This window comes from Listeria weihenstephanensis (genome assembly GCF_003534205.1).
Lineage (GTDB): Bacteria > Bacillota > Bacilli > Lactobacillales > Listeriaceae > Listeria_A > Listeria_A weihenstephanensis.
The window spans coordinates 743,977-763,127 of sequence record NZ_CP011102.1 but is presented as its reverse complement, the minus strand read 5'-3'; the positions used below and the strand labels follow the sequence as shown (position 1 = coordinate 763,127).

14 protein-coding genes and 1 CRISPR repeat array (1 of these 15 running past the window's edge) are annotated in these 19,151 nt (G+C 39.9%); of the genes, 6 read left to right on the top strand and 8 right to left on the bottom strand.

Annotation, left to right across the window (positions count from 1 at the left end; all coding sequences use genetic code 11):
* Window positions 1–420: 420 nt before the first annotated feature.
* Window positions 421–1,587 carry an AI-2E family transporter gene (locus UE46_RS03690; RefSeq protein WP_036059603.1) on the bottom strand — a complete coding sequence of 389 codons (1,167 nt, stop codon included), beginning with the start codon at window positions 1,585–1,587 and terminating at the stop codon, window positions 421–423.
* 80 nt (window positions 1,588–1,667) lie between these two features.
* A complete protein-coding gene (gene secA2 / locus UE46_RS03685) occupies window positions 1,668–3,986 on the bottom strand; it encodes an accessory Sec system translocase SecA2 (protein WP_036059604.1) in 2,319 nt (772 codons plus the stop codon).
* A 427-nt stretch (window positions 3,987–4,413) separates the two neighbouring features.
* Here secA2 and UE46_RS16495 point away from each other — a divergent pair, with 427 nt between their 5' ends.
* Window positions 4,414–6,207 (top strand): LysM peptidoglycan-binding domain-containing protein, encoded by a 1,794-nt coding sequence (locus UE46_RS16495; protein WP_036059606.1) that lies wholly within the window; start codon window positions 4,414–4,416, stop codon window positions 6,205–6,207.
* Between the two features lie 50 nt (window positions 6,208–6,257).
* Here UE46_RS16495 and UE46_RS03675 read toward each other — a convergent pair whose 3' ends face one another.
* From UE46_RS03675 to UE46_RS03665, 3 genes are all read right to left on the bottom strand, one after another.
* Window positions 6,258–8,735 (bottom strand): right-handed parallel beta-helix repeat-containing protein, encoded by a 2,478-nt coding sequence (locus tag UE46_RS03675; protein WP_036059608.1) that lies wholly within the window; start codon window positions 8,733–8,735, stop codon window positions 6,258–6,260.
* A gap of 323 nt (window positions 8,736–9,058) precedes the next feature.
* Complete coding sequence (locus tag UE46_RS03670) at window positions 9,059–9,577, bottom strand: hypothetical protein (RefSeq protein ID WP_036059610.1); 519 nt, start codon at window positions 9,575–9,577, stop codon at window positions 9,059–9,061.
* A gap of 23 nt (window positions 9,578–9,600) precedes the next feature.
* Window positions 9,601–10,521, bottom strand: a complete 921-nt coding sequence (locus tag UE46_RS03665; RefSeq protein WP_118907404.1) for a hypothetical protein — start codon at window positions 10,519–10,521, stop codon at window positions 9,601–9,603.
* A gap of 385 nt (window positions 10,522–10,906) precedes the next feature.
* Between UE46_RS03665 and UE46_RS03660 the strand changes: the two genes are divergently transcribed.
* A complete protein-coding gene (locus UE46_RS03660; protein WP_036059629.1) occupies window positions 10,907–12,097 on the top strand; it encodes a class I SAM-dependent rRNA methyltransferase in 1,191 nt (396 codons plus the stop codon).
* Window positions 12,098–12,148: 51 nt separating this feature from the next.
* Here UE46_RS03660 and UE46_RS03655 read toward each other — a convergent pair whose 3' ends face one another.
* Window positions 12,149–12,496: a DUF2200 domain-containing protein gene (locus tag UE46_RS03655; RefSeq protein ID WP_036059613.1), complete on the bottom strand. Its 348-nt coding sequence runs from the start codon at window positions 12,494–12,496 to the stop codon at window positions 12,149–12,151.
* Window positions 12,497–12,620: 124 nt separating this feature from the next.
* The gene (locus UE46_RS03650; RefSeq protein WP_036060794.1) at window positions 12,621–13,652 is read right to left on the bottom strand and encodes an SDR family oxidoreductase; all 1,032 of its coding nucleotides are present in this window, start codon (window positions 13,650–13,652) and stop codon (window positions 12,621–12,623) included.
* Between the two features lie 116 nt (window positions 13,653–13,768).
* Here UE46_RS03650 and UE46_RS03645 point away from each other — a divergent pair, with 116 nt between their 5' ends.
* The 3 genes from UE46_RS03645 to UE46_RS03635 all read left to right on the top strand — a co-directional run bounded on the left by UE46_RS03645 (window position 13,769) and on the right by UE46_RS03635 (window position 16,224).
* Window positions 13,769–14,215 carry a MerR family transcriptional regulator gene (locus tag UE46_RS03645; RefSeq protein WP_036060791.1) on the top strand — a complete coding sequence of 149 codons (447 nt, stop codon included), beginning with the start codon at window positions 13,769–13,771 and terminating at the stop codon, window positions 14,213–14,215.
* Window positions 14,216–14,273: 58 nt separating this feature from the next.
* A complete protein-coding gene (locus UE46_RS03640) occupies window positions 14,274–14,600 on the top strand; it encodes an ArsR/SmtB family transcription factor (RefSeq protein ID WP_036060789.1) in 327 nt (108 codons plus the stop codon).
* Between the two features lie 76 nt (window positions 14,601–14,676).
* Window positions 14,677–16,224, top strand: coding sequence for an MFS transporter (locus UE46_RS03635; protein ID WP_036060788.1), 1,548 nt, complete (start codon window positions 14,677–14,679; stop codon window positions 16,222–16,224).
* A gap of 53 nt (window positions 16,225–16,277) precedes the next feature.
* Here the strand turns inward: UE46_RS03635 and UE46_RS03630 are convergent, their stop codons facing one another.
* Window positions 16,278–17,507 carry an alpha/beta hydrolase gene (locus UE46_RS03630; protein ID WP_233230979.1) on the bottom strand — a complete coding sequence of 410 codons (1,230 nt, stop codon included), beginning with the start codon at window positions 17,505–17,507 and terminating at the stop codon, window positions 16,278–16,280.
* A 127-nt stretch (window positions 17,508–17,634) separates the two neighbouring features.
* Here UE46_RS03630 and UE46_RS03625 point away from each other — a divergent pair, with 127 nt between their 5' ends.
* Window positions 17,635–18,192, top strand: a complete 558-nt coding sequence (locus UE46_RS03625) for a TetR/AcrR family transcriptional regulator (protein WP_051492910.1) — start codon at window positions 17,635–17,637, stop codon at window positions 18,190–18,192.
* A gap of 191 nt (window positions 18,193–18,383) precedes the next feature.
* A CRISPR array of direct repeats spans window positions 18,384–19,151; the repeat unit is 30 nt; unit sequence ATTTACATTTCACATTACTTAGATAAAAAC; it runs 113 nt beyond the window's last position.

Below are 19,151 nucleotides of genomic sequence, written 5' to 3'. Positions count from 1 at the left end.
GAAATCCCTACTGTTGTTACTCCTGCCCTAAAGCTTTATATCCCCCGCCTCTCTATACATTACTTAATTTAGGTTTTCATTATTACATTTAATTCTGTTCCTACTTATATCTTATCGCCGTTCTAGTGGACATGTCATTAAATTACCAGCTAATGTTTCTATATAAATAGGGGACGTTCACATCTCAGACAATATTCTTTTCATGACAAAATCATTTATTTTTATACGAATTTATGTATTTTTATTCATCTGATCACAAAAAAAAAGACCAGCTCTAGGGGGGAGCTGGTCAAAAAAGGAGTTTAAGGATTCGCAGTTAGAAAAAGGGGGGTAAAACTAACTGTGTTCCTTGTTTACATTCCCTATATTACAGGCATTCGATGAGATTCCCTTGTGTTCTTTATGAGAATTTCATTTGATTTATTTTTTCGTTGTTTCTTCGGGTACATAATCGCTCTCTGGTTGTTCCCCGTACAGCCCAGAAACGCGTTTAAACCACACGAACATATGCGTCACAATAACTTTAAGCACCGCATAACCTGGTACCGCGAAAATAACGCCTAATACACCGAACAGTTTTCCAGATACAAGAATCACAAATAAAATGGTGATTGGATGCACTTTGAGCGTTTTACCCATGACTTGTGGCGAGATGAATTTACCTTCAAGTAGTTGTACGACAACCCAAACGATAATTAACTTGATCAATAACCACGGCGACGTCACAATCGCAATGATAATCGCTGGTGTAATCGCAATCGCTGGCCCTAAGTACGGTACAATACTCGTACATGCCGCAATAATCGCAAGCGTCAACGCGTATGGTAAACCGATGATGAGGTAGCCGATAAATAGCAATATCCCGATACAGAAACTAACGATGATTTGACCGCGAATATACGAACTAATTTGGCCGTTTGATTCATGCAAAACCTGACGTGTATGCGCACGCGAGTTTACCGGTAGCATTCTCAAAAGATAGTCTGGAAGCTTCTTGCCATCTTTTAAAAGATAGAATAAAACGAGTGGCATTGTCACAATAGCAAGCACGACTTCTGTGACCGTTCCGAGGACATTCCCAATGCTATCCACAGCGCTACTAACAAACGTACCGCCTTTTTCAGAAATAGCTTTCGTAATATCACTGAAATTATTTTGAACCTTATCTTTTACTTGATCAAACAGCGGTGACTCGGAGAACTCATTAAATTTCCCAACGATTTTATCCCAGTAAGACGGGAAAGTTTTCACCAAGCTCACAATTTGCTCTTTGACAGCTGGTACAATAAAACTAAAGACGAGTACGAGCAGACCTGTGATAATAACATATAGCAAAGCGATGGACCAGCCACGTTTCCAGCCTTTTTTCTCAAGCCAATCAATGAGAGGATTGAATAAATAGTATGCAATACCGGCTAGTATGATTGGTGCCGCGACCGTGGCAATAATGACCATGATCGGATCAAATATAAATGATATCTTTGTTAAAACATAAATGTCTAGCGCTACTAATAGGAAAATTAGCAATCCCAGCACAAATTTATTGTCGATAAAAAGCTTCTTGAACTTAGACAGCGATTCTTTCATTTACTCTACCCTCTTTCCTTTTTATTTTTCTCTTTGTTCATTTTACAAGAATTCCCCGTTAAATTCACGTAATTTCCTTTCTAACCGAGAACGAGCCCCTCTGGATCGAGTTCTAATAAAGCATGCGCAAAATAGAAATGATAGCGGTCTTGGAAGTTTGTAAATAATTCCGCGCCTTCTTTTTGATACATCACGAGCGGATCTTGTTGCCCGTATGCACGTAAATGAATCCCTTCTCGGAGCTGCACCATTTGATCCAAGTGCATCACCCACATTTGGTCAAGCAGATTTAAATAGACTTCCTTCTCGATTTGATAGATCGTTTCAGACGGGAACTTCGCTCGCTGTTTCCGATGCCAAAAAATAAGTGCTTCGACAGCGTCTTCCTGTGACATCAACGTTACTTGGTCAAAAGAATGCGGGAATTTCGTGCCACCAAGCAATTCCCCCATTTTAGCGTAACGCAGATCTAAATCTGGCTCGCGCTCCGAAAATACATCCTCCGCCACATCCCGCAAAATTCGTTCAGAAAAAGCACCCAGCTTACCTTCACCTAAAAGCCGATCACGCTCTTCATACACTTTTTTACGTTGAATATCAATGACCTCATCATACGCGAGCAGATCTTTCCGGATATCGTAGTTCGAACCTTCCAAGCGTTTTTGCGCCTCCAGAATCATCTGGTGTACTTTTCGCGAATGCACAGGCCTATCATCAAAATTGTATTTCCGCTTCATCCGACGAATGTACTTTTCCCAGCGTTTATTATCGAAATGATCCACAAGTTCATCTTCTAGCGACAAAATAAATTTACTAAAACCGGGATCTCCACGACGCCCAGAACGTCCCATTAGCTGTAAATCAATCCGTCTACTTTCATGGCGCTCTGTTCCAATAACGGCAAGGCCACCGAGTTTATACACACCTTTGTCGAGCTTAATATCCGTGCCTCGTCCCGCCATATTCGTTGCAAGTGTCACCATGCCTTTTTTACCGGCACGGGCAATGATTTCTGCCTCTTGTTCATGATTTTTCGCGTTTAGCACTTGGTGGGGAATTCCCGCTTTCGTAAGCAGTTCGCTGACCCACTCATTACTCTTAATCGAGGATGTCCCAATCAAAATTGGCTGACCTCGTTCATAACGCCACGAAACTTCATAAACAATCGCCGCGCCTTTTTGCTCCTTCGTGTAAAAAACCTCATCTTCATTATCTACCCTATTTACCCGCAAATGAGTCGGAATAACAACAACATCCATATTATAAATATGTCGGAATTCCTCTTCCTCAGTCTTCGCTGTCCCCGTCATACCTGAGATTTTCTTATACATCCGGAAATAATTTTGCACTGTAATCGTCGCTAGCGTCCGCGATTCCTCACGCACCTCAACGCCCTCTTTCGCCTCAATCGCTTGATGCAAACCGTCATTAAAACGTCGTCCCGGCAGCGCTCGCCCTGTATGTGGATCAATAATTAATACTTCCTCATCTAGAACCACATAATCCTTATCTTTATGCATCAAAAAATGAGCACGCATGAGCAGCATCGTGATTCGGTGTAACGGCTGATTTTCCTCCGCGTATAGCGAATCAATTTCCCAATAGCGCTCGGCCTTCTCGATTCCAGCATCATGCAGCCAGACAAATTTCTTTTTCTCATCGACTTCGTAATCATCCGTCAGCATCGTCCGAACAAGTTTATCCGCGACATTATATAGCTCCAAATTCTCCTCTTTGATGTCCGAAATCAAAAGCGGCGTCCGTGCTTCATCAATCAAAATTGAATCCGCCTCATCAATCAGCACAAAATCAAGCCCCGTTTGGACCTTATCCTCTGTTTTCCGCACCATATTATCACGCAAATAATCAAAACCGAACTCCGACGCCGTGCCATAAATAACGTCCGCCTTATAAATCGCCTGTTTTTGTTCCTTATCAAGCCCAGAAATATTTAATCCCACAGATAAACCGAGATATTCCAGCACGCGCCCAATTTCCTCACGGTCACGCTTGGCGAGATATTCATTCGCCGTTACAAGATGCACCTTATTCCCACGCAAAACCTCAATATACATCACAAACAGCGAAACGAGCGTCTTCCCTTCTCCCGTTTTCATTTCCGCAATTTTGCCATCACCAAGTACGAATGCCCCAATTAGCTGCACCATCACAGCCTCGAGCCCCATAACGCGTCTAGCTGCCTCTCTTACCAACGTGAAAATATAAATACGATCGCGTTCCGTAATCTCTCGCTCTCTAAACTTTTTCATCCAAAATTGCGTCTGCTCACACAATGCCGATTGGTCCATCAATCTATATAAATCCTCTCGCTTCACTACTTCACGAGCTAAATTTCGGTATGCTTTTACTATTTTTCTATCATCATAACTTTGTGCCATTTCTGAAGCCTCCTAATTATCTTCTATTATAACCTAGAAACCATTGCAAAACCAAAGAAACTATGATCTTTTTAGGATTTTTACAATAAGCTACATAAACCTACCGAAACCTAATATTACAATTAGATTAAATTTATCTATTGCCGTTTTCCAACAGGTTTCCTAGGGCGCAAGTCTGATATGCCTATTATATACATTGCTACAATCACGATCCCCATGTTAATGCGCTCTATCACGATTCGAAACAAACGTTCTTGTTTTGCTTCTTTACAGAAATATTACAGAAACCACCGCGTGTTCACAGTTTTAGCGCCCATCATTCCTTCACGATTTGTAATTTAATTTAATTCCCCGTAGAATGGGTATTACATGAGTATGTATAAAAAAGAAAACCTAGCATTAAAAGTAAGAGAGGAGTTTTATAAATATGAAAAAGGCGGCAATCGCAACGGCAACTGCAGGAATCGCAGTAACAGCCTTCGCAGCACCAACTATTGCATCAGCTAACACGGTCATCGTACAAGCAGGCGACACATTATGGGGAATCGCTCAAAAAGCAGGTACTGACGTCGATACTATAAAAAAAGCGAATAAATTAACTTCAGATACCATTTTTCCAGGTCAAAAATTAGAGGTTTCTAAAGAAGCCGAAGCTGTAACAAAATCAGTCAATGCGACTTGGCTAAACGTTCGTCAAGGTCCAAGCGCTGATAACACGATTCTTACTTCTATTAAAGGTGGCACACAAGTCACAGTGGAATCTACAGAAGCAAATGGCTGGAACAAAGTCACACTTGCAGACGGAAAAACAGGTTTTGTTAATGGCAAATACCTATCCGACGCATCTGCACCTGTCGTTGAAACAGCTCCAAGCGCACCTGTCGCCCAAGAAGAAGTAACCGAACAAAAAACAGAAACAGAAGTTGCGCCAAAAGCTGAGGCAGAAGTAGCCAAACCAGCTGCTGAGCAAGAAGTAGCAGCAGACGCAACAACACATAAAGTAAAAAGCGGCGACACACTTTGGGCACTATCAACCAAATATGGCGTATCCGTTCAAAACTTGATCGCATGGAATAATCTATCCTCTTCCTCTATTTACGTTGGTCAAACACTTGCAGTAAACCAAAGCGAAGCACAAGCTCCCGCAGCCGTTGAAAAAGAAGTAACTGCTCCAGTTGTGAAAGAAGAAGCAGCTGAAACCGTTACAGAAACTGCACCAACACAAGAAAAAGAAGCTTTACAAGAAGAAGTGAAGGAAGAAACTCCAGCTCCAGTTGCACCACCAAAAGTGGAACAAAACGAAGCTCCAGTCGTTCAAGTAGATACAAATGCATCTACATACACGGTACAATCTGGTGACTCGCTTTCCAAAATCGCAACACTTTTCAGTACGAGCGTTGCAAACCTACAAGCAATCAACAGTCTAGATAACGATACAATCGTTGTCGGCGACGTTTTAAAAGTGAAAGGTTCCGCACCAGTGAAAGAAACCGTGAACAAACCGGACACTGAAAAACCAACAACACCTACCGTATCAAAACCTGACACAAACACATCAACAAACGTCAATAAACCAAGTAAACCTGTTGTGAACACTTCTAATACATCCAGCTACACAGTCCAAAGTGGCGATTCATACTATACAATCGCACAAAAATTTGGTACGACAGTAAGTAACTTAAAAGCATTAAACAATGCCTCAAGTGATAGCTTACAAGTTGGCGATGTTTTGAAAGTAAAAGGAACAGCTTCCACTTCCAACAATAATTCAAACGTAAGTAAACCATCAAATAACAATAACAGCAGTTCGAATAACAATTCCAACAGTGGTAACGATAGCTCATCATCAGCTACAGCAAGTTTCAGCTCGCTAATGAATGAAGCACAAAAACACCTTGGAAAACCTTATTCATGGGGTGGTAACGGACCTTCAACATTCGATTGCTCCGGTTACACAAAATATGTATTTGCAAAAGCAGGTATTTCGATTCCACGTACATCGGGATCACAATACGCAGCTTCTACAAAAATCAGCGCGAGCCAAGCACAACCTGGCGACCTAGTATTCTTTGATTATGGTAGCGGCATTGCACACGTTGGTATTTACATTGGTGGCGGTCAAATGATCGACGCACAAGACAACGGTGTTAAAATCGATAACATTTCATCTGGTTACTGGGCGAAATATCTTGTTGGATACGGTCGCGTAGCTAATTTCTAAAAATATATTCAAAAAAGCAACAAGCCAGACGCTTGTTGCTTTTTTCTCATTCAAATCCCAACTTTGAAATCCATTCTCACGATTTCTCGATACGACGAATCAATACCGATTAATTCATACTTGCTCCCATCATTTTTCACGATATTATTTAGCCCTTTTAATATATATGTTTTCGTGGCTGTATCCATATCAGATTGCTTAACGACGACATTATCCTTTAACAAACGCACGCGCCAAATTGGTTCTTCATATGTCCCCTTGTGTTCAGAATTGCCAATTGTATATGGCTCTGGCGTCAATTTTACATGCAAAGCTTTAACTTTCAAATCGATGCGTACGACTTCTTTGTAGCCCGCGTCTAGCCCTACTACTTCATACTTACTGCCATCGTCCAACACAATATTATCTATTCCTTTTAGCTTATACGTCCTTGCCGCAGTGTCAAGATCCGCCTGTTTCACCAATTTGCCGTCTTTAAATAACCGTACAACTTGAATGTTCTCCTGATACGCGCCGCCAAGCTCCCTTTCCCCAACGGTATATTCCGGTACATCTAGAATCGATTGGATGACTAGCGGAAAGCGCACAACCTGTTTGTAATTATTGTCTACTCCAAGTATTTCATATTTACTGCCATCTTCCCGAATCAGACTTTTCATATCTTTGAACTGGTATGCTGACCCATCCGAATCCGCCTGTTTCAACACCAATCCATCTTTCAAAATTCTCACCTTCGCAACTGTCCCGCCATACGTCCCCTTGTAGTCATTCGTACCAACAATATATGGCGGCGCCTCAAGTGCCAATCGAACCTCCAGCGGTATCCGCAAAACTTCCTTATATGCTAGATCGACACCGGCAAGCTCGTATTTGCTCTCATCTTTTTGTACCAATCCATCGAGCCCTTTAAATGTGTAGGTTTTCGTCTTAGTATCTGTTTCTGCCTGCTTGATTACAAGGCCATTCTTTATTAAACGAACCTTCCAAACTGGATCCAAATACTGCCCTACATGCATATTTGTGTGCGTGAAAAGTGGCTGATCTTGCAAATAATGTGTAAAATCAATAGCTCCAACGTTGCCACGCACGGTTTTTATTGGCTCCCCATTCACCGAATTTAGCGTCGCGACTAACTCATGTAGCTTCACTTTTTCCCCGTCGTATTCATTATCACTCACCGAAACAAAATAGTCATGACGCGCAGTCATATTGATCTTGTTCCCGATAAGATGCAGTTTTTTAGTAGCCGAACTAACCGTAAAAAAGGCAAAGTAACCGTTATCCACAAGTTTTCCCTCTACCGTAAAATCATTATTTATAAATGTGATCCCATCTTCCTTCTGATTCTCCGCCGTCTCTCCATCAAAAATACGAACCGGATAGCGAATGTTCCCCTCGGCCTTAAATGAATTCTGATCCACGATAATATTGCTCGGTTTCGTCCTAGTTGCAGCCTTCTCACGACTATTAATATACACCAACGTGAATATATCGCGCCCCTTTAGATCGACCTCGTTACCAGTCGCTATTACATCTTTCACACCGCACAAACGTATGCCTGTAAAGAAAATAACGTGTTCTTTATAAATTTCCTCCCCATATTCCGCTAAAATTTTCGTGTTATTCGGATTGTAACTGTTCACCCTGCCAGCCGTTAAAATGTTCCCCTTGATGATCAAATTCTCATTTTGCGGCCCGTAACTATCAATCCCCGCATCATTCATCACATCTACAACTTTACCGGCTTCATATTTCGTTTTAAAATGTTCATAACCATAGCGCTGCATCCAATTCGTAATCCGATTCTTCTCAATAATAATCGGTTCCGTAGCGCTCCCGTTATATTTATACATTTGAATCCCCGATCTCCCTAGATCTGAAATATCGTTATCATCAATCCGAACATTCTTGCAAAATTCCAGAGTTATCCCATTTTGCAAGCCTGAATTTTGGATGGTATTTTTGCTAATCGTCACATTCAAAACTCGCCCTAAATAAATCGCTGAACTCCCCTTCTTTTTCCCATCGATTATGCAGTTTTGAATTATCACATTATCCATCACTTGATAATCATTGTAGTTCAGCTCCTCGTAAGGCGTCCCAAAACTAATGAGACTCGAGTTCTTTTCATCCGGCGCACTATCGTCATAACTTATTTTCAGATTCTCCAAACCAATGGAATGCGCTTTCGTCTCTCCTGCTGGAAAACGAATCGTAATTCCCGCGACAACTTTTGTAAACACGAGTGAGGAATCCCCTGCTCTCTCCCCAACAATCGTCACATTTGATGGAATCGCTAGTGTCTGACTAAAATAGAAAGCCCCTTTTGGAACATAGATCGTGGTGTGTTCTGCGCTATCCAGTTTGCGCATCAAATCATTCCAGTTATAAGCATTTTGATCCGCTGCGCCTTTTTTGTTAGCGGTTACATATTCACTAACATCAATCTTATTCGTTTCTGCCTGAACTCCCTGATGACCGACCATACAAAAAACAACAATAAGCAACATAAACAGCAACTTCTTCAACTAAAACATCCTCCCTTTTCAGATATGATAAGAGCCCTCCGCTAAATCATGTTCTCCCTTGCATATAGCTCTTTTCAGTAAAATCATACCATATTACGCTAATTCAAAAGTTAAATATTTCCGTTTTCCGCCTCCAAATTATGAACTTTTTGTCACAATTTCGTTTCTGTTTTTTATGATAGTGAAGTATTAAAATAGTCGGCGGAATTTTTATATTTACGTACTCATCACGCTTTTAAGGGAAATTATGAAGAAACAAAATAAAAAGCCCCGAAAATTAATTCGAAGACTTCTTAAGTTGCATACTTTAATCAGATATTTAATTAAAATTGATACTCAAATTTTTCATAATCATAAAAAATGATTACATTAACTTTATTATCAAAAATCCCAAATACTAGCTTTTGATTTGTTTTAGAATCTTGAAACTCTATCACATTTCCATAGCGTTCAGTAGATTTTTTTCTATAATTTTTCCCGTAGGCCTTTTCTACTTCTTTCAATGAGCTACCCAATGTTATATTTTTTTTCGTCGTTAGTTTTTGGTCTGGTACCTCATTTCTTAGTTCAATACAGACTATCTTCTTATTTTTAGTAGTAACAATAAAACTATCTTCATCATTATAATAATAAATATTGTTGTTCTTCCCATGAGAGATAGCAAATTCAGGATAATAATGCCTGATGTGTTCTTCATCCATTCCAATTGTGAGCTTTCCAATACCGTCTTCTTTTAGTGATGTATCTTTTATTGGTCCATTATTTTTAAACCATATAAAACCTACAGCTAACAACACTACCAAAATAATTATTGAAATTATTAATATCCATTTCTTATTCAAATAATATTCACCTCTTCACTCAATTAATGTGCATGGAATTTTTTACTATGACCAATTAATCCACTACATTTGCCTCTTTTAGCAGTTGGGTCCCAAGCGCAATAACGATACTTAGCAGGTCCATAATCCTTCAAGCATTGTACGTGCCATACAAGTGCTTGATCGCAATCACTCCATAAAAAGTTCCTTGAAGCCATCACAGGATTTGCAGTTTTAGAGTAATAAGTATTATTTCCCCACGGTCCATTATAGCGATTACAAGTTACTGTATCCCCTTTTTTAGATGCCATTAGTAGAACTTCAAAATGATGGCTATCTTGTTTTCCAAGTGGACTAACAACAAATTTATTGGTTGTCAGTGTATTCTCCGTATTTAATTTCTGACCATTCATTTCATCCATTCTGTCAATCATGGTATCTAAATTAATTTCTTCCAAAAGTACTACCTCTTTTTGCTCACCTGGTTTTACACTAATTTGTTTTGGCTCGTCATTTTTTTCAGCTGTTATACTTACTGGATTGGTGTCATAATTATCTGACGAAACCTCTACCTTACTGGATCCATCTCGTACACTTATCTTTGTCGAAACTTCTCCATCTTCATCAGTTACGTAGTCTATTCCGTTTATATTTACTGTCTCATCCTCATATAATACATCTTTAAACATGTAATTAAGTTCTTTATTCCATTCCCATCCTGCTTTTAAATATAGGTTAATTAAATCAGCAGGAGCATTTTCTGGCATAGAATATTCTAACCGTTTTACATTTTTAATTGTTAAATTATCGGTAGGTAAGCTGACGCTTTCTTTTTTTTCTGTTTCTGATTTGTTGCTCATTTCTTCGTGATTATGCATCTCATCAGCAAACACATTTATTGATCCAAGTGCCACGCTACCAAGTAAAAACATAGCCATGCATAAACTAATTCTAATCATTTTCATTGATATCTCTCCCTATTTGTGTAGTAAATCACATTATAACATAATAAAAATGAAATTTGTACGATTTGTCGTGAACGTCGCTTTTTCGTTCGTAAACGCCAATTCGGCCTCATTTTTAGTTATCAATTATAACTTTATATAAAAAGCACAGTCGCGAGGCTTTTCCTATATTCAATACGGGTATTTTGATTCACAAAAATCTTGTTAGGGTCTTTGATATTAATTCACTCTTGCAATTGTTTGACTTTCGTTCCATATCGTACAATAATCACGCTTAAATTATCGCTAATTTTTACGCGATAATAATGATATACCAGTGTCGACACCGCACATTTCAGAAAATATATGATATAGTGGAGGTACTACTTTACAAATGAGGATGAAAATTATGAATGAAATAACCATTAAAATAAAGAAGAAATCAGCTCATGAATACATAAAAGGCTACCCGCTTATTACAAAAGAAGCCGTAGTGAACTTTCCCGATATGGAAGAAGGCACGATTTTACGCCTAACGGATGAGTCAAATCGCTTCCTCGCAAAAGGCTATCACGGTAATCAGAATAAAGGCATCGGCTGGATACTTACGTCGGATGATTCGCAACCGCTTGACCAAGCTTTTTTTGTTGCGCTGTTTAAAGAAGCGTTCGCGAAACGGCAAGCCTTTTTTAACGATGATGCGACAACGGCTTTCCGTATTTTCAACGGGGAAGGTGATGGCTTAGGCGGCTTGACGATCGATTATTACGACGGCTTCATTGTTTTGCAATGGTACAGCCACGGGATTTATAAGTGGAAATCGGTGTTGCTTGCCGCGATCAAAAACGCCATCGACACGCGCGGCATCTATGAAAAGCGCCGGTTTGATGCGAAAGGCCAATACTTGGAAAGCGATGATTTTCTAGAAGGCGAAACGGCTCCGGAACCGCTTATTGTGAAGGAAAATGGCATTAATTACGCCGTTTATTTGAACGATGGCGCGATGACTGGTATTTTCCTCGATCAACGTGACGTTCGCAAAACGATTTGTGATGATTATGCTGCGGGACGTACCGTTTTGAATACATTTTCTTACACTGGCGCCTTCTCCGTTGCTGCAGCATTCGGCGGGGCTTCTCATACGACCAATGTCGACGTAGCTAACCGCAGCATTCCAAAGACGCGCGAACAGTTCCTTGTGAACGAGCTCGATCCATCGGCGCACACGATTATGGCTGAAGACGTTTTCCAATACTTCAAATACGCCAACCGCAAAAATCTATCGTTTGACCTCGTTGTGCTTGATCCGCCGAGTTTTGCGCGCACGAAAAAAACAACATTCAGCGTCGCCAAGGATTATGGAAAGCTGCTTGAAGAAAGTATTGCGATTACAAACGAGAACGGCATTATTGTAGCATCAACGAACTACGCGGGTTACGGGATGGATAAATTTAAGAAAGTCGTACAAGATGCCTTCGCAAGTCAAGGTCGGCAATATCGCATTGTTGAGCAATTTACATTACCCGCAGATTTCGTGACTCGGGATAGTTTTAAAGAAGGCAATTATTTAAAAGTGTTGTTTTTGGAAGTCAAATAGACGAAATAACACCCAGCTCAGACGGCTTATTATGCCTGAGCTGGGTGTTTGCTATCTCAATATCTTATCCATCGCTTTTCCTTTTGCCAATTCATCCACTAATTTATCCATGTAACGAATCTGCTGCATCAGCGGGTCTTCAATATCCTCCACTCGATATCCGCAAATCACGCCTTTAATCAGTGCAGCATTCGGATTCATCTCCGGCGCTTGCTCGAAAAATGTTTCAAAATCCACTTCCTCATCCACCGCTTGTTTCAGAGACGCCTCATCGTACCCCGTTAACCAAAAAATGACCTCATCAACTTCTGCCTTTGTCCGGCCCTTTTTCTCAACCTTCGTTATGTACAGCGGGTACACGCTTGCAAATGACATAGTAAAAATTCTTGGTTTCTTCATTTTGTCTCTCCTCCAATGTCCATTCTTCACTCCTAGTTTACGCAAGCAATCCCATTTTTTCAATTATTAATACTCCAAACAAAAAAAGAAGCAGCCATATTCAAGCGGCCACTCCCTCCTCGTCCTATTTTAAAAGGCCGAATTTAATCATGCTAGCCATCGAGGCAAGAATCGCTTCCTCATTATTTGAAATCGGCTCCCATCCCAATATTTCTTTCGCCTTTTTATTGCTCACATCCCGCCCTATCTTTAAAAGTAGCGCGCCTTCTTTGGCTTCCTTGTTGAATAAAGAACCCAGATTCACCACCCAATTAGGCAGTATTTTTGTAGGAACATTTTTTGCAATCTCTGGGTTTGTCTTTTTCAAAAGTGCCGCCATTTCTGACATCGTGATTTGGCCGTCAGCGGTTGCGATAAAACGCTCGCCATTCGCAGCTGGAGTTATCATTGCGCGGATATGCAAATCAACGACGTCTCTCACATCCACCACATTTAGAGGGATATTAGGTATAGATTTCATCGATCCGTCGAGCAGATGTTCCAACAGCATGAAACTTCCTGAAATATGCGAGCTTAACGTTGGTCCTAAAATTGCAACTGGATTCACCGTCGCAAACTCGAGTTGACCGCCTTGTGTCTTTATGAAATCCCATGCAGCTTTTTCAGCGAGTAATTTTGATTTTTCGTAGACGGATAGACCCTTTTCATCGACGTTTGTCCAATCTTCTTCCGTTGTCGTCACGTTCGGATTGTGATTACTAAACCCAACTGCACCGAAATTGGAAGTCATGACAACACGCTTCACATTGGCATTCTTGGCCGCTTTTAACACGCGAATAATACCATCCACAGCTGGGCGTATCATCTCCTCCTCATTTTTGGGAATCGTGAAAAAGACTGGTGAGGCAACGCTTAACACATAGTCGCAATCGTTCATTGCTTCATCCCAATTATCATCTTTTGACAAATCTGCCTCCACAAAACTGAGCCGATCAAACTCGGTAATCCCGTTAGCTTTCAGAACATCGATCACCTTATCTTTACTCTTCATCGAACGAAGGGTCGTTTTCACATGATAGCCCTTCTGTAATAATTGAAAAATCATTTGCGTACCTAAAAATCCCGTTCCACCTGTTACTAATACATTTTTCTCCATATCTCTTGCCTCCAGTTATAACTTGCTAATAAAGCCGTTATGATTTATATTTATCATAGAACCTAGAGTTATGTCTAGGTCAAGCGTTTTAATAATTTTTTTAAGGAGATAGAGACATGACGTATTCTATTAAAGAAGTTTCAGAGTTGTTCGGACTATCAATATATACGATTCGCTTTTACGATAAACAAGGCCTACTGCCATTTGTCGCGAAAAATGAATCCGGTCACAGAGAATTTACCGTATCGGATTTATCTTTTATACAAACGATTTGTTGTTTAAAAAATACTGGGATGCAAATTAAAGATATCCGGAAGTACATCGATTTTTGTATGGAAGGTACAAGTACGATTGATTCGCGGAAAACATTGCTTTCGGAGCATCGCGAGCAAATTATGGAGCAAATAGTAACGCTGAACGAGAATTTAAAAGAGATCGACGCTAAGCTTGATGTTTATAGTTCGCCTGACGCGGTCGAAATTATTAGCGCGCAGAGGAAGTTTGTCAATGATGAAAAACGCGAGCTTAAATTGGCTAGTCCTTTTGCTGGTGATTCTCGCTGATAAAAACACTTGACATGTGCACACATATGCGTATAATATATTTACAAGAGGTGATGACATGAAAGGGAAATATGATCCAGAGAAATGTCGCGAATTAATCCAGGAAAACATTGATATCGAATTTTTTAGAGCAATCTGTGAACCTGTACGCAGTGAGTTGTTGATTTTCTTAGCAAGCTCAGGCGAACTAACTATCGGAGAAATCGCTGAAAACTTTCCTCAAAATCGTTCAGTAATCTCCCGTCACTTGGACTACATGAATCGTTTCGGTGCCGTCGAACGTAGAAAAGTCGGTCGCGAAGTGTTTTACAAAGTCGATAAAAAAGCAATTGTTGGTAATTTTGAAACAGCGGCAACAAACATGAAGACGCTCTTAAATATGTAAGTAGAGTGTTTTTATTTTAAATAAAGCATGCATTAATACGCTTATATGCATATTATAAAAGGAAGAAGGAATGAACATGAAAGAAAGTAAAAAATGGTGGGTTTTAGGGACAGTAAGTTTGGCGGTTTTCATGGCGATGCTTGATATCACCATTGTAAATGTTGCCTTACCCGAGATTCAACAAAGTTTTGCCGGAAGTTTTTCTAGCCTGCAGTGGGTTTTAAATGCCTACACTTTAGTTTACGCGGTTATGTTGCTGCCAGTATCTAAATTAGGAGATCGCTTCAGTCGAAAGATTGTCTTTTTATCGGGGCTACTAGTATTCATTATCGGATCACTCGCTAGCGGGATGGCGACCAGTGATTTATGGCTCAATATCTTCCGCGGATTGCAAGGCGTCGGTGGTGCAGCGATGATGTCCTTATCTCTTTCTATCGTTACCTCTGCATTCCCTGAAAAACAGCGCGGCTTGGCCTTGGGGATTTGGAGTAGCGCTGTAGGTTTGGCGGTTTCGATTGGCCCTCTGCTTGGCGGAATTCTCGTAGATAGCCTCGGATGGCGCTCCATTTTTCTGATTAATATTCCAGTCGGGATTATAGCTATCCTATTCGGAATGATTTTTATAACCGATACTACTAAGAAACAGCGCGAGTCTTTTGATTTTCTAGGCCTTATTTTTAGTACGATAATGATTTTCAGCGCAGTTTTTGCCTTGATCCAAAAGCAGACACATAGCGATTACACGTGGACAAATTGGCGGATTATCGCGTTGTTTGCCCTAGCAGTCGTTTCCCTGGGGTTATTCATTATTGCGGAACGTAAAGTCAAAGTACCGATGATTGATTTAAGCATCTTCAAATCGAGATCATTCATCGGCGCGAATATTGCAGCATTTACATTAGGCGCTGGGCTTTATGGTGGATTTACCTACTTATCTATTTTGATGCAAAACTACATGGGTTACTCGGCGTTTGAAACCGGATTAAAGCTCTTGCTCATCAGCGTTTTCACCTTAATTTTAGGTCCCTTCACATGGGTAATCACCAATAGAATCGGAAATCGCTGGTTGATCACGATCGCCTTGTTTATAGGTATGGTTGGTATTTTGATCATTAACTACCTGTTAAAAGTACCTTTCGAATGGAGCTATTTATTCCCTGGTTTCATCTTGCTCGGCATAAGTAATGCTTTGGTTAATCCGCCAATTTCAAATGTAGCCATGAGTTCCGTAGCTGAAAAACATATCGGAATGGCATCAGGAATTTTGAATGTATCACGGCAAGTTGGTATTTCTTTTGGCGTGGTGATGCTCGGAATAAGTGTTACGAATGGCTATTTCGACAGTCTAACTAGTAGCTTGAAAAATATGACGGAAGTACCCGCTGCTATGAAAACACAATTGGTTGAAATTCTGCATAAGGCAGGCCCGTTCGCTGGGCAACAGATTTTCGATAGTAAACAAGCAGAAGCGTATCAACAACTGCCAATATTCGATCAAATTAAAAACATCGTGTTCCAAGCTTTCAATGAAGGGATGAATCACGCTAATATACTGATTGCAGTCCTTCTCGGCATCGGAGCTTTGGCCAGCTTACTTTTGATTCGCGATAAACAAAAAGCATAATAAAAAGCGCTATAACCTCATTGACAGACAATGAATTATAGCGCTTTTTGAGCCTATTTTGTATATTTATCAAGAAAATCCGTTGCTGCTTGATAACTAATTTGCGAGCCGATACTACCGCCAGATAGATCAAAGAAGTGATCGTTGAACGGGATCGCGACAAATTCATTTGGAACGTTATTTTTATTCAGTAATTTTTCAAAGGCTACTTGACCGCTATATGGGAGAAGATGATCGTTTTTCCCGACCATGATAAGCGTTGGTGGCGTAGTATCCGTGATGTGTTTACCGACATCGATCGCCGCGTAGGCTTCTGGTTTTTCAGTAGGTGAGCCGCCGGTATAAGATCCGAGGAATTCCTCACCGTTCATGCCAAAGAAATTCGTGCCCTCATACCAAATATTTGTCATATTCTGCGCTGGATATACTGCTACGACTGCCTTGGGTTTATAAACTTCACCAGAAATATAAGGTTTTAGCGTGCCATCATTCAGACCATACCCAACTTGTAGCGCCAAACTTCCACCAGCCGAACCGCCTGCCACGAGCAATTTATCCATATCCACGTTGTATTTATCCGCATGGTTCCCAATCCAAGTTATTGCCGTCGCCACATCAGGTGCCGCCTTGTCCCACGTTGGATAATCTTCCTTAGCCAAACGATAATCTACATCAAAAACGACGTATCCTCTATCAAGATAAAACTGCGTCCATGAAGGAGATTGATTACGAGTTCCTGCAACAAAACCCCCGCCATGAATCAAAACGATAGGTGTGAGATTGTTCGTTTTTCCGTTTTTGGGAATAGAAATATCCATATATAAATCCGTATCATCTGCCGTAGCATATTTTACAGACTTAGTTAAATCAGGTCCTCCCATATCGGGCATTGAAAAAAGGTTTTCCGTCCATGAGATTTTTGCGTTATATTGGTTCGCAACTTGCACCATTTGCACGATTGGAATCGAGAACCCAATGATGAAAACTGTCGTAAATATGACCGAAACCATGCCGATTCGTTTGAGCCCCATTCGGAACATACATATCGCTAAAATTCCAAGTACAATACTTAAAATAACTAAGTGTAGCGAAAATAATGACATCACAATTGTACCAATTTCACCGACAAAAGATACATCAGGGAAATACACTCCCACTAATACGATTAGCAAAAATACCATTAGAAAAATCGATATCCCTGATAATAATCTTGTCTTCCAATTGCGTGTAGCCTTATTTTTTCCGTTCTTTTCATTATCCATTTTTTTCGTTGTCTTATTCATTTCCATCCTTCTTTCTGTAGACTTTTTCTGTCCTCCTACGTATAATAACTTTATATGGTAGCTACAACAAGAATCAAAAAGAGCCGAAAATCAAGTTAGTCTACACATCTAAGGAGAGTGTCGCCGAATGTCAGAAAGAAAAGAAGATTTGCGTTCATTAAGAACCAAAACCCACCTATCAAATGCACTGTTAGAACTGATTAATGAGCATGTTTATACCTTTGAAGCGATAACAATTAATATGATTTGCGATAAAGCGATGGTCCATAGAACGACATTTTATAAACATTTTGAGGATAAGTATCACCTTTTGACATATTGCGTGGATAAGATGCAGGCAGGCTTTGATCGCTTTACGCCGAGAGAAAGATTGTGCCAGCCATTCATGTGCATGTTCGAAGCTTGGGATCGGCAGCTGGTATTAACAATATTTGAGTGTTTTCACGCCAGCGAACAGTTTCGAAATGACTTTGGGAAGCAGATGAATAACTTGATGCTTGCTGATTTGAGTGAGTTATTGAAAGATGGGGAGAATACGGATGTTCCGAAAGAAATCATCGCTGAGATTTTCGGCCACGCGATTTCCGGTTTGGTTTTGTGGTGGGTGAGTAAAGAGCAGACTACGCCGGCTGAGGAGATGGATGGGTATTTTCAAGCGTTGGTTAATACGAGGATTTTTGATTGATATGTGTATTAGATTGTTCGAGAATTTTAGAATACCACTGCCATTTGGATTGGTAGTGGCGTTTTTTGTGTTGCATCATTTTAATTGGATAAAAACTGTTCGTACAGAAATTTTGTAACTGTCCTGTCCCAATTTACATTACTTAGATAAAAAACCATCGGCAACATTCACGAAAATAAAGACTTGCTGGAATTTACATTTCACATTACTTAAATAAAACCGAAAAGATCAGTTTCGCATAGTTATTGAAATCAACATTTACATTTCACATTGCTTAGATAAAAATGCTTGGCTACCTAAGAATGCGGTGTTTGTGTACCAATTTACATTTCACATTACTTAGATAAAAACAATGTTTGTCGTGGTTGCTATTTTTCCGTTAATAGCATTTACATTTCACATTACTTAGATAAAAACGACAATGGACAATGTGGCCTATATGCTCAATACGAATTTACATTTCACATTACTTAGATAAAAACTCGATAAACTCAACGTTGCGCTCGGCGGCAGTATAATTTACATTTCACATTACTTAGATAAAAACCTTATTCCATCCCGATACAGATTCAGAATATCCTGAATTTACATTTCACATTACTTAGATAAAAACATAGATTTCTAGCATATCTTCGTTTTGGGTTGTTATTTACATTTCACATTACTTAGATAAAAACTGGTAAGTCAGGTATATACGCCCTCGAATATGATTATTTACATTTCACATTACTTAGATAAAAACAAAAACTAGCGAATGGAAATTACACCTTGAAAGAATATTTACATTTCACATTACTTAGATAAAAACTGTGGATCTGAAGCCAAGTGAGATTGATTTTAAAATATTTACATTTCACATTACTTAGATAAAAACCGCATATTCACCATAACGATATGTATTCGGGGTCCAGATTTACATTTCACATTACTTAGATAAAAACGGCGATGATGGAAAACCA